The organism is Kaistella sp. CFF1-2 (assembly GCF_059509915.1).
Window position 1 is genome coordinate 48,461 of the sequence record NZ_JCAKLF010000001.1, and the last position, 14,151, is coordinate 62,611.

15 protein-coding genes are annotated in these 14,151 nt (G+C 35.1%); 12 read left to right on the forward strand and 3 right to left on the reverse strand.

The genetic code is table 11. The features are described from left to right. The first annotated feature begins 15 nt into the window (after positions 1-15). Genes AC5XHR_RS00230 through AC5XHR_RS00265 form a run of 8 tightly spaced genes read left to right on the forward strand, consistent with a single transcriptional unit; the run spans position 16 to position 4,048 of the window. Positions 16-615: a TlpA family protein disulfide reductase gene (locus AC5XHR_RS00230; RefSeq protein WP_495948756.1), complete on the forward strand. Its 600-nt coding sequence runs from the start codon at positions 16-18 to the stop codon at positions 613-615. A gap of 57 nt (positions 616-672) precedes the next feature. Beyond that, complete coding sequence (locus AC5XHR_RS00235; protein WP_495948757.1) at positions 673-1,098, forward strand: hypothetical protein; 426 nt, start codon at positions 673-675, stop codon at positions 1,096-1,098. A gap of 30 nt (positions 1,099-1,128) precedes the next feature. Continuing rightward, on the forward strand, positions 1,129-1,500 hold the full coding sequence (locus tag AC5XHR_RS00240) for a VOC family protein (RefSeq protein WP_495949700.1): 372 nt from the start codon (positions 1,129-1,131) through the stop codon (positions 1,498-1,500). 11 nt (positions 1,501-1,511) lie between these two features. Continuing rightward, the gene (locus tag AC5XHR_RS00245; RefSeq protein ID WP_495948758.1) at positions 1,512-2,069 is read left to right on the forward strand and encodes a DUF5655 domain-containing protein; all 558 of its coding nucleotides are present in this window, start codon (positions 1,512-1,514) and stop codon (positions 2,067-2,069) included. Positions 2,070-2,078: 9 nt separating this feature from the next. After that, positions 2,079-2,672, forward strand: coding sequence for a YdeI/OmpD-associated family protein (locus AC5XHR_RS00250; protein ID WP_495948759.1), 594 nt, complete (start codon positions 2,079-2,081; stop codon positions 2,670-2,672). A 17-nt stretch (positions 2,673-2,689) separates the two neighbouring features. Further along, the gene (locus tag AC5XHR_RS00255) at positions 2,690-3,118 is read left to right on the forward strand and encodes a DUF1801 domain-containing protein (protein ID WP_495948760.1); all 429 of its coding nucleotides are present in this window, start codon (positions 2,690-2,692) and stop codon (positions 3,116-3,118) included. Position 3,119: 1 nt separating this feature from the next. Then, a complete protein-coding gene (locus AC5XHR_RS00260; RefSeq protein ID WP_495948761.1) occupies positions 3,120-3,578 on the forward strand; it encodes a DUF1569 domain-containing protein in 459 nt (152 codons plus the stop codon). 20 nt (positions 3,579-3,598) lie between these two features. Beyond that, on the forward strand, positions 3,599-4,048 hold the full coding sequence (locus tag AC5XHR_RS00265) for an SRPBCC family protein (RefSeq protein WP_495948762.1): 450 nt from the start codon (positions 3,599-3,601) through the stop codon (positions 4,046-4,048). On the opposite strand, the gene AC5XHR_RS00270 is transcribed toward AC5XHR_RS00265, so the two are convergent. The 3 genes from AC5XHR_RS00270 to AC5XHR_RS00280 all read right to left on the reverse strand — a co-directional run bounded on the left by AC5XHR_RS00270 (position 4,049) and on the right by AC5XHR_RS00280 (position 7,785). Then, positions 4,049-4,996 carry a serine hydrolase domain-containing protein gene (locus AC5XHR_RS00270; RefSeq protein ID WP_495948763.1) on the reverse strand — a complete coding sequence of 316 codons (948 nt, stop codon included), beginning with the start codon at positions 4,994-4,996 and terminating at the stop codon, positions 4,049-4,051. It lies immediately after the preceding gene. Between the two features lie 123 nt (positions 4,997-5,119). Next, entirely contained in the window at positions 5,120-6,448 is a 1,329-nt protein-coding gene (locus tag AC5XHR_RS00275) for a sensor histidine kinase (RefSeq protein WP_495948764.1), read from the reverse strand. Then, the gene (locus AC5XHR_RS00280) at positions 6,448-7,785 is read right to left on the reverse strand and encodes a sigma-54-dependent transcriptional regulator (RefSeq protein ID WP_495948765.1); all 1,338 of its coding nucleotides are present in this window, start codon (positions 7,783-7,785) and stop codon (positions 6,448-6,450) included. The genes AC5XHR_RS00275 and AC5XHR_RS00280 overlap by 1 nt, the downstream gene beginning before the upstream one ends. A gap of 167 nt (positions 7,786-7,952) precedes the next feature. Between AC5XHR_RS00280 and AC5XHR_RS00285 the strand changes: the two genes are divergently transcribed. From AC5XHR_RS00285 to AC5XHR_RS00300, 4 genes are all read left to right on the forward strand, one after another. Then, on the forward strand, positions 7,953-9,197 hold the full coding sequence (locus AC5XHR_RS00285) for an efflux RND transporter periplasmic adaptor subunit (protein WP_495948766.1): 1,245 nt from the start codon (positions 7,953-7,955) through the stop codon (positions 9,195-9,197). Next, positions 9,198-10,610 (forward strand): DUF4932 domain-containing protein, encoded by a 1,413-nt coding sequence (locus AC5XHR_RS00290; RefSeq protein ID WP_495948767.1) that lies wholly within the window; start codon positions 9,198-9,200, stop codon positions 10,608-10,610. 216 nt (positions 10,611-10,826) lie between these two features. Beyond that, positions 10,827-11,546, forward strand: coding sequence for an ABC transporter ATP-binding protein (locus AC5XHR_RS00295; protein ID WP_495948768.1), 720 nt, complete (start codon positions 10,827-10,829; stop codon positions 11,544-11,546). A gap of 94 nt (positions 11,547-11,640) precedes the next feature. Continuing rightward, positions 11,641-14,070, forward strand: a complete 2,430-nt coding sequence (locus AC5XHR_RS00300; protein ID WP_495948769.1) for an FtsX-like permease family protein — start codon at positions 11,641-11,643, stop codon at positions 14,068-14,070. Positions 14,071-14,151: the final 81 nt, after the last annotated feature.

Below are 14,151 nucleotides of genomic sequence, written 5' to 3' on the forward strand. Positions count from 1 at the left end.
AAAAGATTTCTATTTATGGAGAAAGTAACAATGTGGCTTAAGAAAAATTGGCAAAATGTAATCGCATTTGTTTTTATTGCGATGTTTATTTTTAGTCCCGATGCCAAAGCTTGGTTTATTCGTCAAGTGGCTTCAACTGGACTTTTTAATTCAAAAATTCAAGAAAAATCAACCGAAACTGATGCGAAAAAAATGACCAATGCATCTCAAATGACGGTACTTAATGAAAAAGGTGAATCTATAAACCTGGAACAACTTCGAGGAAAAGTTGTTTTTATCAATTTCTGGGCATCGTGGTGTCCGCCTTGTCGTGCCGAATTTCCTTCTATTCAGAAGTTTTATAAAGATTACAAAGACAATCCAAACATCGTGTTTCTATTGGTTAATCTGGATGAAAATCAGAAACTTGGAAAAGATTATTTTCTAAAGGAGCATTTCAGTTTACCATTTCACGTTCCGCAAGGTGCAATTTCAGAGACCTTATTTTCTGGCGCACTTCCTACGACTTTGGTTTTAGATAAAAAAGGACAAATCCGAATGCAACATACCGGTTTCGCAGATTATGGAAAAGCTTCGTTTTATAAGCAAATTGACGACTTACTTGCTGAAAATTAATTGGAATTTTTTAAAAAAAACTATTGTAGAATTTAGAGAGAAATTTTAAATTCGAATATGGAGAAATCAAATCAAGCCCCAAATCTGTTTATCACGAATTTGGATGAACCTTTTAGATCGGAGTTTCAGGTTTTGGATGAGATGATTTCAAAACATTTTCCGAATCACGAAAAAATCCTTTGGACAGGTAAATTTTGGGGTGGAAGTGAACAAAATATAATTGGATATGGAACATGGTCGTACACCAATTCCGCAAAGAAGAAGGTAGAATGGTTTCTCATCGGATTGGCTTTGCAGAAAAACTATATTAGTTTGTATGTGAATGCGGTTGAAAACGGAAAATATGTTTCCGAGATTTATGGAAACGATCTTGGAAAAGTTAAAATTGGAAAGAGTAGTATTAGTTTTAAAAGCATTTTAGATTTAGATATTTCTAAACTTAATGAGTTCCTAAAGTATACTTCAACTATACTACAAGCTTAAGTAATAAATACAAAATATATAATGGATTCAATAAAATTAGGTGCTTTTTCTGTGAGTCTTGCGGTGAAGGATATTCACGTTTCGAAAGAATTTTATGAAAAACTAGGTTTCACAACTTTGGGTGGAGATATCAATCAGAATTGGTTGATCTTAAAAAACGGCGATACGATTATCGGTTTGTTTCAAGGAATGTTCCAAGGGAATATGCTTACGTTTAATCCAGGTTGGGATCAGAATGCTAAAAATGTAGATCCTTTTGATGATGTTCGAGACATTCAAAAACGTTTGGTTGAAGCTGGAATTGAGCTTTCTGTAAAGGCAGACGAATCTACACAAGGTCCCGCTCATATTACGATTACGGATCCGGATGGAAATGTTATTTTAATTGATCAACATCGTTAATTTTTCGAAAAATGGATGTAGATAAAGCCTTACAAACCATGATTGAAAATCTTCAAAAGAATACAGGGAAATCTTTGGAAGAGTGGATTGCAATTGTGAAAAGTGAAAATTTGGCTAAACATGGTCAAATTGTGAAGTTTTTAAAGGAAACTCATTGGTTTACTCATGGTTTTGCAAATATGGTGGCGCATCGAGCGAACGAGTCGGATGCCTCTTCTATACCCGATTCAGTTGATTTAATTGCGGAACAATACAAAGGAAAAGAGAATCTTAAGCCAATTTATGATGCATTAATTAAAGAAATTAATTCATGGGGTGAAGATTTTGAAATTGCACCGAAAAAAGCAAACGTAAGTCTAAAGCGGAAAAAACAATTTGCAGTTGTTGGTCCAGCAACCAAAACACGATTTGAAATTGGTTTGATGTTGAAAGGAGAAGAAGCAACAGCGCGTCTTGAAGCCGAAAAACCAAATGCCATGTGTACGCACAAAATCAAGATTTCTTCTGTAGACGAACTGGATGCGGAAGTTTACACTTGGTTGCGAAAATCGTTTGATAAATCTATTTAATTTCAGATTATGGCCGAAAAGAAGAAAACATCTGCAATGATGCAACACGAGGATAATTTGTGGAACAACGAATTGGATCGTCTTGCTGCAATTCTCAACAAAACGAATTTGGATGTTGCAGTAAAATGGGGAGCTGATGTGTACACCTATAAAGGAAAAAATGTGGTTAGTTATGGTGGTTTCAAGAATTATTTCACGATTTGGTTTTACAACGGCGTTTTTTTGAGCGATCCAGATTCCGTTTTGGTGAATGCGCAAGAAGGAAAAACCAAGTCTCTCCGTCAATGGAGAATGACTTCAATGGATGAAATTGATGAAAAGAAAATCTTGAGCTACGTTAATGAGGCCATTGAGATTGCGAAAAAAGGATTAAAATTAAGTCCAGAAAAATTTCAACCATTAGAAAATCCTGAACTACTTCAAAATGTATTGAACGAAAATTCTGATTTAAAAGCAGCTTTTGAAAAACTAACTCCAGGAAAGCAAAAGGAATACATTCTGTATTTGAATGAAGCGAAACAAGAAGCAACGAAACTCAAGCGTTTGGAAAAAATTGTTCCGATGATTTTGGATGGAAAAGGGTTGAATGATAAATACAAATAAAGACGAAAAACACCAATATGGCTAAAAATAAAACAACGACCACGGAAGCGAATGTTGACGAATTTATTCGTTCGTATGCCAATTCTGAACAGAAAATTGAAGACAGTTTTGCATTGATGAAAATGATGCAAGAAGTCACTGGAGTCGAAGCAAAAATGTATGGCCCAACGATTGTTGGATTCGGAAATTACCATTATAAATATGCAAGTGGACATGAGGGCGACGCTCCATTATTAGGATTTTCACCTCGAAAAGCAGAGTTTTCATTGTATGTTTTTACAGGTCTTGAAGAGCACGAACCTTATTTGAAAGATTTAGGAAAATTCAAAATGGGGAAAGCGTGTATCTATGTGAAAAAACTATCGGATCTTAATTTGGATGTTTTGAAAAATCTGATGAATGAATCGGTTGCTTATTTGTCAAAAAAATACGAAAGAACATACTAATATGATAAAAGATCTTTTTTCTGAAAACGTTTCTAAAGAAGTGATTGCCAGAATTAATCAACTAAAACCCACGGACAATCCAGTTTGGGGAAAAATGAGTGTTGATCAAATGTTGGCGCATTGCAATGTGATGTATAAATACACGTATCAACCGGAACAATTTAAAAGGCCAAGCGCCTTCAAAAAGTTTTTGTTGAAAACATTTCTCAAAGGTTTTGTGGTCAGTCAGAAACCTTATAAAAAAAGCAGTCCAACCGCGCCAGAGTTTGTCATGACGGGACAAAAGGATTTTGAAAAGGAAAAATCAATGCTGATTGAGAACATTCAGAAGACCCAAAAATTAGGAAGTTCTACGTTTGATGGAAAGGATAATTTCTCTTTTGGAAAAATGTCTAGCGCAGAATGGAATACCTTATTTTATAAACATTTAGATCATCATTTAACTCAATTTGGAGTTTAATATCCAAACCAAATTTTGATATGAGTACCAATTTTGCAAAAGCAGAAATGCTGATTAGAAAAGACATTGTTGAAGTTTTTAATGCATTTATCAATCCGGAAGTAACAACTAAAATTTGGTTTACAAAAAGCTCTGGGCCACTTGTCCAAGGAGAGAAAGTGGTGTGGACTTGGGAAACGTACAACCATTCTGTTGATGTGAATGTTTTGGAAGTTATTCCAAATAAATCCATCAAAATTGATTGGGGAAATTACGATAACCCTTCGTTGGTAGAGTGGACTTTCAAACCCATGAAGGAGGGAACTTTTGTGTCTATTTCAAATACGGTTTCTAATGAAGATCCTGAAAAATTGATTACCGAAGTGCGTGATAGCACGGAGGGATTTACTTTAGTTTTAGCTAATCTAAAAGCTTTTTTGGAGTATCAAATTGAACTCGGTTTGGTTGGCGATCGCTTTCCGAATGAATAATTAATTTTTTCGATCTTTTTTCACCCAATCGCTCTCCAGCACTATGTTTTTGATGGCTGCTTCGTTATAGCTCCAAAATTCACTTTCTTCAGGCATTTGATTTTCCATAACAATCAAACTTGTTTTTGATTTTGGAAAATAACAATTAAGTAATGTGAACCCGTCACATAGTCCCGTGATAGCGTAATAATGATAGCCTTTTTCCTGAATTAATCGCACCGAATATCCGAACCCCATTTCTTCCGTTCCAAAAACTTGATGTTGGGATTTTGTAGATGGAGCAAGTAACATTTTCAAAGATTCCGACTTTAGAATTTTCCCTGTAAACAAAGCTTGATTCCATTTATTCAAATCTTCGGGTGTAGAAATAATTCCAGCTGCAGAACGAATATCGTTTGTTAAAAATGATTTTATAACAAGATTTAATTGGTTTTCTAAATTCATAAATCCTGTAATTGCCTTATTCGGTTCATTTTCAGAAAAACAATAGCTTTTTGTCATTCCTACCTCTTTAAAAAGTTGATTCACCAATTCCAAATAGGATTTTTTGTAAACATTTTCAAGAATTTTTCCCAGCAAGGCATACGAAAGATTTCCATATTTAAACTGACTTCCAGGCGTAAAAAGTAAGGCGTCATCTACGCTTTTTATTCCATGGGTATGATTCAATAATTGATGGATTGTCACCTGGTTTTTCCAATCCAATTTCAAATCTTTTAAATACAGATCAATTGCGTCCGAAACCTTTAGTTTCCCTTGTTCTTGTGCCTTTAGTATCAAAACTGCGGTAAATTGTTTAGAATTGGACATGATTTTAAAGGCATCCAAAGTTGTAATCTTTTTGGTCTTTGTTGAGTCTGAAAAACCTTGTGTATTTTGATACAATATTTTGTCGTTATTTTTCACCAAAACGGATCCAGTAAATAGAATAGGTTTTGTTGAAATCAAGATTGAATCTAATTTTTTTATGTTTGAATCTTGCCCAAAACAGATTTGAATCCAAAGGAAGAATAATAGAAACAAATGGATTTTTGATTGGTTTTTCATAGGTATAAACCGAGATAATTTTAATTACACAAACCACATTTCAAACGCGGAACCTTTTTCCAATCGTCGATAGATAAGATAACCATTGTGCGCTTCCATAATGCCTTTGGAAAGCGTTAAACCAATTCCAGAACCGTTTTGACGCGTGGTGAAAAAAGGTAGAAATATTTTGGATTCAATTTGCGGATCAATTCCCGAGCCGTTGTCTTCCACAGAAAGTAAAATCCGATTATTGACTTCCGAGATTTGAATGTTTATTTTCTTTGAATCTTGCTTTTGTAAAGCCAATTGGGCGTTGGTTAAAAGATTCACCAAAACGCGTTCAATCATGCTTTCATCGGCTTGAATGAAATAATCTTGCGCTGAAATTTCCAACTGAATGTTGTTTGTTTTAAACTCCGTTTCAAAAATTTTTGTGGCTTTTTCAATCGTAGTTTTAAGATTGATTTTCTCTTTTTTAGGTTTCGGAAGTTCTGCAATTTGTCGATAACTATCAATGAAATGGAGCAATTGCTGCGATTTAGAATTGATAATTTTCAACGAATCTTTAATTTCTTCCTGATCTTCTTGCGTTAATTCTTCTTGCGCCGTCAAATATTCTAAATTATAAATCAGGCTATTCACGGGCGTTAGCGTGTTGAGAAGCTCATGCGAAATCACTTTCATCAAATTATTCCACGCTTGTTTTTCCTTTTTGTCGATAATTCGTTGGATGGATTCCAAAGAAATAATACAAAATTCATTTCCGTAAGTTGTAATTCGAGACGTACGAATCGAGTAGGATTGCGCCGTACTTTCTTGAATGGAAATATCGATAAACTCTTGCGAATCCTGAAATTCAGAGCTTTCAATTAATTGAAAAAAATCGGGCGATTTGTCTTTGTAAAAACTCCATTCATTATATTTTGGGACTTTCAAAATATTCGAAAAACTGGGATTGGAATAGAATACTTTCCAATTTTCTTCTTGCTGATTTTTATTCAAAATCAAAAAGCCGATTTCCATTTTATTTAGAATCGATTCGTACAGATTTTTATAGGAATAAAGGTCTTTGTGCTCTTCTTTGGCCTGATAATACAACTTAACCACGTTGGCTTTTAAGTCATTTTTCGCATCCATTTCAGGGAAAAGTGAAAAATCTTTATTTCTGATAGAACTAATGATTTTTTCGGTGTCATTCATTTGAGTCGAAAACTTCATCCAACAAGCGATTTGCAAGGCAATAGCAACTGCAAAAAAGATAACAGATGTGAAATATTTTTGATGAAAATAAGCATCAAAAGCAGCGAAGCACGCGACCAAACTCAGAACACTAAAAATCAGCCACAGAAAATTGAAATTTTTAAACATCATTATAAGCCAAATTTTTCCATTCGACGGTACAAAGCAGCACGCGAAAGTCCCAAAGCATCAGCCGCTGCCGAAATATTGCCTTGGTATTTTTTAAGCGCATTTTTGATGAGTTTTTCTTCCATTTCTTCCAAATTTAAAGACGATACCGTTTCGTTTTCTGGTTTTGAAGAATCAAATTTAAGTTGAATTTTCGAAGAATCCGACAAAATAATTTCACGTTCAATGCTGTGTTCTAATTCGCGAATATTCCCCGGAAATCCGTAATTGACGAGCTCTTCCATATTATCGATTTCCAGATTTTCTTTGCTATATTTCTTTTCAAATTTAGTCAAGAAAAATTTGGTCAAAGCGGGAATATCTTCTTTTCGATTGCGAAGTGGTGGCAGATTAACTTCCACTGTATTAATTCTAAAATATAAATCTTCTCTGAACTTCCCTTCAGCAACCAGTTTTCTTAATTCGGCGTTGGTTGCAAACAAGAAGCGAACATTTGGAAAACGTTCTTTGGTTTCGCCAATTCTCGAAAGTTTTTTAGTTTGAATTAAAGTCAACAATTTTTGTTGCAGAGGCAAAGATAAATTTCCGATTTCGTCTAAGAAAACCGTTCCGCCATCGGCATTTTCAATCTTTCCTGCTTTGTCAGTTTTTGCATCTGTGAAAGCACCTTTGGCGTAACCAAACAATTCGGCTTCGAACAAATTTTCAGAAATAGAACCCAGATCAATATGTACAAAAGGTTCGTTTTTCCTTTGCGAATGCTGATGAATATAATCCGCCATTACATATTTTCCGGTTCCGTTTTCGCCCAAAAGTAGAACGTTAGCGTCAGTTTTTGCTACTTTTTGTAAGGTGTTCATCACCGAAATCATTGGAGGCGATTGACTTTCCAAACGATAATTCTGCGAACTTTCTTGCAAGTTTTCCCATTGCGATAATTTCTTATTTTTTCGAGAAATATCAACCGCAAGATTTACGGAAGCGTAGAGTTTTTCGTTGTTCCACGGTTTCAGAATAAAATCGGTAGCGCCTTTTTTTAGGGCTTCCACAGCTAATTCTACTTCGCCATAAGCCGTCATCAAAATCACAGGAATATTGGGATTCACCTCTTTGATTTCGGAAAGCCAATACAAACCTTCTTTGCCATCTTCGAAACCACGACGGAAATTCATGTCGAGCAAAATCGCGTCGATTTCGTTTTCATTTAATGTTGATAAAATCTTTTGCGGAGCACTAATTCCGATCACATTGGTGAAGAATTTTTTAAGCCACACGCGAGCCGAAAACAAAATATCTTCGTCATCATCAACAATCAAAATTCCGGCTTCTTTTTTTCTCATAGCTTCTTTCTACGTTTTTGAATGTTCGTTTTCGGACAACAAGTGTTCATTTTCGAACAGTTTTAAAAGTGCATCTTTTCAATGGGATTCTCATTATCAGTGTTTTACAAGATTATAAATTTTATGGCATTATCTTCGTGTAATAAACTGTGAATCAATTTGATATCATGGATACGAAAGTAGAAAAAAAACAATCAAAAATCAAAATTATACTTATTGCATTTTTGGCGGTAATCGGAATGGGGGCTTTTGCGACCTATTTTTTGCAGCAGAAGAAAACCTATAATGTAAAAACGGAAGACCTTCAATTTGGGGATGTAACGGAAGGGAAGTTCGAAGATATGCTCATGATTACCGCACAAACGCAATCTCTAAACTCATCTTTGGTGAATGTTTTGGAAGGCGGAATGGTGAAGGAAATTTATACGGAAGATGGACAAATGGTGACGAAAGGACAACCTTTGGCGCGTGTGTACAACCCGAATACGGAATTCAATTATCTGAATCAGGAAACGGGAATTATGCAGCAAATTAGTCAAATGCGAAGTTCACTTTTGGAATTAAAAAATCAGGAATTCAATCAAAATAAAGAATTATTGCAAAGTCAAAACGATTACAATACAGCGCAACAAGCTTTTAATCTTCAAAAACGTTTGTATGATGCTGAAATCGGGAAAAAATCGGAATTTGAATTGGCTCAACAAAATTTGAATTATCAAACCAAACGTAAGCAGATTACAGAACAAGGCATCGTGAATGAAAATCGTTCTCGAAATCAACAAATTTCGGCGATCAATACATCGATCAATCAAATGGAAAAAAGCCTATTGGTTTTGAAGTCCAATAAGAATAATTTTCTCATTATGGCGCCTGTTTCTGGGAGATTGTCGTCTTTCATTTTATCTTTGGGACAGAATCTAACGTCGGGTGAAAGTATCGGGAAAATCGATTTGATGGACGGCTACAAACTCATTGCAAAAGTGGATGAATATTACATCAACAAATTGCAAATCGGGATTAAAGGAACTTTGGATAACAACGGAAAAAATTACAATGTAATTGTCACAAAAGTCCTCCCAGAAGTTAAAGACGGACAGTTTTCTGTTGAGTTGAATTTCTCGGATGATGAAAAACCTAAAAATTTAAAAATCGGGATGACTTTCGGTGTGAAATTGAAATTGTCAGCAGACACGCAAAGTGTGATGATTCCGAAAGGAAGTTTCTACAAAGACACCAACGGAAAATGGATTTTTGTGGTCAATGGAAGTAAAGCAGAGAAACGAACTATCAGTTTAGGACGTGAAAATCCGATGTATTACGAAGTGACGTCGGGCTTGAAGAAAGGAGAGAAAGTCATTGTTTCCGATTACAGCGATTACAAAAAATATGAAATTTTAGACCTTAAAAAGTAAATGAAAATTACAAAACTATATGCCGCTTTTAGCTTGATCGCTCTTGGAAATTTGGGACAAGCGCAAAGTAAAATTGTACCTTATGTGGATGAACGTGTGGAGTTGTTGAGTTCGATTTTTAGGCTGATAGAAGCCGATGAATACAGCGATAAGAACAATGCGTTGTATGCGGAAGATATCGAAAAACACTTTGGGTCTTTTAAGAATTCTGAGTTTTTTACGAAGCTTAAAAAAGAGCGTAACGAAGATGGTTTGGGTTATGATGCGGTAATGTCGATGGCGGTAAATTTAAAAATCAAAAACGGAACTTTAAGTTTACTTGATCCCAAAAGAAAAAGTCTCGACAAACGTTGGAAAACAGAGAAGTTGCCTGCATTTTTAAAAGATTTGAACCAGTTTTACAAAGCATCGAAGTTTAATCAGTTTTATAAAGATCATCAGGCGGATTATCAACAAGCTGGGAAAGCTTTTAGTGATTCGGTTTTGGTAAAATTAAATCAGGAATGGTATCCGAAATTTTACGGAAAACAGCCTAATGAAGATTTTAAAGTGGTGATTGGTTACGGAAATGGCGGCGGAAATTACGGTCCACGAGTGAGCCAAGATAACGAAAAAGATCAAGTCTATGCGATTGTAAGCGGTGGAAATTTTGATGGAAGAACTTTGACTTATACAAGTAGTTACGCACCAACTTTGATCCATGAATTCAACCATTCTTTTGTTAATTATTTGTTGGAAAATCCACAGTATCAAAGGAAATTGGAGAAGCCCGGAAATCAGATTTTGGAAGCGGTTCGAAAGCCGATGAAAGACCAAGCTTATGGAGACTGGAAAACGCTTATTAACGAATCGATTGTACGTGCTGCGGTGATTGTTTATATGAAGGAAAATCATTTTTCGGAAAAGGAAATTAAAGCCGAAATGAAAGAACAGTTGAAACGTAGATTTGTTTGGACGCCTGAATTGGTCGAACTTCTAGAGCAATATCAAGCCAACAGAAAGGAATATCCAAGTTTGGAATCTTTTTACCCAAACATCGTTGCGTTTTTTCAATTGGTTGCGATGAATGTCAACAAAATGGTCAGCAATTATGAAGTAAAACTTCCAAAAGTGAAATCCGTTTCGCCCGTTATTAATGGTAAAAATGATGTGGACCCGAATTTAAAAGAAATGATTATTTATTTCGACAAAACCTTAATCGGAAATCAAATGTCGATCAATATCGGAAGTTTGGGACGAGAAGGCGTTCCGATAAAAAATAGACCTGTTTACATTGACAATAATAACGCATTAAAAATTGAATTAGGAATGAAACCCAACACCGAATATGAATTTATCCTTGTTGGTAAAAAGTTCGAATCTATAGACGGTTATCCGTTGCAAGATTATGTGATAAAGTTTAAAACGAAATAATTTCTAATTATCAATTATGAATTTTAAGAAGTCGTCAGTTCGAGTAGATTTCGCAGAAATCGTATCGAGAACTTTTATTTATTAGAAATGACGAAACTTCTCGATACAAAATTTTTAAAATTTTTACTCGAAGTGACGACGGTAATTAAATGAAAAAAAACCTGAAACAAGAAACAAACAAAATACAAAAATATAAAACAACAAAAAAATAAAAATATGATCACAACAACTCAATTATCGAAAATATACAAGACGGAGGAAGTACAAACTACAGCGCTTAACAAAGTCGATTTGAAAATCGTAGAAGGCGAATTTGTAGCTATTATGGGACCTTCAGGTTGTGGAAAATCAACATTGTTAAATATCCTTGGACTTTTGGACGACGCTTCACAAGGTTCGTACAAGTTTTTAGAGCACGAAATTGTGGGAACCAACGAGCGTGGAAGAGCGCAACTTCGTAAGAAGAATATTGGATTCATCTTCCAAAACTTCAACTTGATTGATGAATTAACGGTGTACGAAAACATCGAACTTCCTTTAATCTACAACGGTGTTTCTTCTGCAGATCGTAAGAAAAGAGTAGAAGAGATCATGGAGAAAATCAACATAAGTCATCGTGCGAAGCATTATCCACAACAACTTTCGGGTGGTCAACAACAAAGAGCAGCCGTGGCAAGAGCTTTGGTAACGAAACCAAAATTAATTCTTGCCGATGAACCAACAGGAAATTTGGATTCATCCAACGGTAACGAAGTAATGAACCTTTTGGCAGAGCTTCACAGAGAAGGATCAACGATTGTGATGGTAACGCATTCGTCGTACGACGCTGGTTTTGCTTCACGAATTGTGAACATGAAAGATGGCGAAATTTTCAGCGAAGAACACGCAACGCAACGAAAAGATGTTTTTGAAAAATCTGCAGTAATAGAAGGCTAGGACGGAAAATCAAGAACCAAGAATCAAAAATCAAGAATCAAGTTCTAGAAAAAATCTAGAATCTAGAATCTCGGTTCTAATATCTAAAAAAGTTATGTTTAAAAATTGGCTTAAAATAGCATTTATCAATTATAGAAAGAATTGGCTTTCGACCTGCATTAATCTTTTGGGTTTGTCCTTGGGATTATCGGCTTTCTTGTTGGTTTTTCTGAATTGGCAAGACGAAAAATCTTATGAAAAGTGGATTCCAGAAGGCGATAATGTTTTTTATATTGAAAGGATTTTAGGTCCAAAAAACTACAATTCGGTTAGCAGTTATCCGTTTTTAGATACGTCTAAAAAGTTGTTTCCAGAAATTCAGAATTTTTCCGTCATCAATTATTGGGACTCTAGTAAATCGAGGTTGCTTGCGGATGGACACTCCAGTTACGCTTCTTACGCGGATGTTTCGGAAGACTTTTTCAAAGTTTTACCGTTTCCGTTAGTTGCTGGAAGTTATGATAATCTTTTTGTGGATGAAAACTCGATTGCGTTGTCCGAAGATGTTGCAAAGCAATTGTTTGGAGAAGATTACAAACAAAGCATCGGAAAAACAATTACCAAAGATGATACAGGTAAAAAAGTAGTCGTGCAAGCGATTTATAAATTGCCGTCGGAGTCGGAAAATACCATTTTCAGACCAGGTTATGCGATGCGTCATGAAGGGATTAAGTATGATAAAAACAATTGGAGCAATCACGGTTTTTTCGGGTTTTATCGATTGAAACCAAACACCAACATTGCAGAATTAGAAAATAAATTATCGGCACTACAAAATAAAGAACTGAATATTGCGCTAAAAAAAGAAGGTTGGCCCTTGTTGCAGCAACCGATTCAGATTCGGTTGGTGAATGTAAAAGAAATGCGCTTGGAGTCAAAAACTGGCGGTTTACAAGGTGTTGACAAAAAATCAATTGTTATATTGTTATCCTTGGCTGGATTGATTTTACTTCTTTCAGGAATTAATTTCATTAACTTGAATACCGCTCAAGCATCACAAAGAGCGAAAGAAGTTGGCGTTAGAAAATCGTTAGGCGGTTCAAAAAAATCCTTGGTTTTCCAATTCCTTGTCGAGACTTTTATACTGTACTTTTTGGCGTTCATCATTTCCATCGTTTTATTGGAATATTTACTGCCATTCTACGGAAAGTTTTTGGGAAAAACCATCAAAATAGGAAGTCCGATTTTGTATTTGTACACGTTTCTAATTGTCGTAGTATTCGCATTTGTTTCGGGGATTATTCCGTCGGTTTATTTGTCCAATTTTAAACCAAAAGAAACTTTAAAAGGGAATTTTTCAAGAAGCAAACACGGTATTTGGCTACGAAATTCAGTATTGACGATACAAATTATCATTTCCTCATTTTTCATTATTTCTTCATTGGTCATCAACAAACAGGTGAATCACATGATGGAAAAAGATTTAGGATTTAATGGTGAACAAGTGTATCAATTGGATTTTATGAAAGATTCTTGGGCGAATGATTTTAACTATCGAAAATACAATTTGTATAAAGAAAAAATCAAGCATTTTCCTGGAGTAATCGATGTTACGGGTTCTTTCCAAACTATTGGTAATGGCGTGCAAGGATCAACAGCTATTAAATACAAGCGAGATTCCACCAAATATGTGGATGCTGGCGTTGGCGCTATTGATTTAAACTTTATAAAATTCTACAAAATAAAATTTGCGGCTGGACGAGATTTTAATCCAAAATTAACAAGCGATACGACTCGTGGAATTATCGTTAACGAAGCTTTTGTGAAAGACATTGGTTGGACTAATCAGGAAGCGGTTGGAAAACAAATGAGCAGCGGAACCGACGCCAAAGCGAAAGATTTGGAAATTATCGGTGTGGTGAAAGATTTCAATTTTGGAGATGTGCAGCGAGAAGTAACTCCAGTGATGTTTTTCAATTACGATCGATTTTGGACAAAAAATGCGTTAATGAATCTTCAGATTAAACTTGCGCCAGAAAATATGGAGGAAAATTTAGCAAGAATCAAAAAATATTGGGAAACCGAAGTTGAAGCTGGCTATCCGTTGCAAGGTGAGTTTATCAATAAAACTTTTGCAAAAACTTTTGATAAATATAAAAAGCAGCAAACCTTATTTTCAGTTTTAAATATCATGGTTTTAACGGTTGCTTTGTTGGGATTATTCGCGTTGTCATCACTAATGATTGAACAGAAATTAAAAACTGTTGTCATCCGAAAAACCCTTGGTGCGAGCGACTCTCAGTTGATAATGGTTTTAACGAAACAGTTTTTAGTCATCACGTTGGTGGCGGTTTTAATAAGCGTTCCGATTTCGTATTTCTTTATGAATGAATGGCTAAAAGACTTCGCTTTCCGAATCGATATGCCGTGGTTTCCGTACGTTGTGAGTTTGATTTTATTACTGATTTTGACCTTTGTTGTAGTCAGTATCAAAGCCTATCAAGCAACCAAAGTAAATCTTGTGAAATATTTGAAATACGAGTAATAAAGATTCTAGAACCAAGAAACAAGAATCAAGAAAAAGTTAAAAATCTAGAATCTAGCGTCTCGGTTCTAGTATCTAAAA

Bases quoted from the DNA above. Each gene is read 5' to 3' on its own strand.
- AC5XHR_RS00230 (WP_495948756.1), top strand. From the start codon at position 16: ATGGAGAAAGTAACAATGTGGCTTAAGAAAAATTGGCAAAATGTAATC.
- AC5XHR_RS00235 (WP_495948757.1), top strand. From the start codon at position 673: ATGGAGAAATCAAATCAAGCCCCAAATCTGTTTATCACGAATTTGGAT.
- AC5XHR_RS00245 (WP_495948758.1), top strand. From the start codon at position 1,512: ATGGATGTAGATAAAGCCTTACAAACCATGATTGAAAATCTTCAAAAG.
- AC5XHR_RS00250 (WP_495948759.1), top strand. From the start codon at position 2,079: ATGGCCGAAAAGAAGAAAACATCTGCAATGATGCAACACGAGGATAAT.
- AC5XHR_RS00255 (WP_495948760.1), top strand. From the start codon at position 2,690: ATGGCTAAAAATAAAACAACGACCACGGAAGCGAATGTTGACGAATTT.
- AC5XHR_RS00260 (WP_495948761.1), top strand. From the start codon at position 3,120: ATGATAAAAGATCTTTTTTCTGAAAACGTTTCTAAAGAAGTGATTGCC.
- AC5XHR_RS00265 (WP_495948762.1), top strand. From the start codon at position 3,599: ATGAGTACCAATTTTGCAAAAGCAGAAATGCTGATTAGAAAAGACATT.
- AC5XHR_RS00275 (WP_495948764.1), bottom strand. From the start codon at position 6,448: ATGATGTTTAAAAATTTCAATTTTCTGTGGCTGATTTTTAGTGTTCTG.
- AC5XHR_RS00280 (WP_495948765.1), bottom strand. From the start codon at position 7,785: ATGAGAAAAAAAGAAGCCGGAATTTTGATTGTTGATGATGACGAAGAT.
- AC5XHR_RS00285 (WP_495948766.1), top strand. From the start codon at position 7,953: ATGGATACGAAAGTAGAAAAAAAACAATCAAAAATCAAAATTATACTT.
- AC5XHR_RS00290 (WP_495948767.1), top strand. From the start codon at position 9,198: ATGAAAATTACAAAACTATATGCCGCTTTTAGCTTGATCGCTCTTGGA.
- AC5XHR_RS00295 (WP_495948768.1), top strand. From the start codon at position 10,827: ATGATCACAACAACTCAATTATCGAAAATATACAAGACGGAGGAAGTA.
- AC5XHR_RS00300 (WP_495948769.1), top strand. From the start codon at position 11,641: ATGTTTAAAAATTGGCTTAAAATAGCATTTATCAATTATAGAAAGAAT.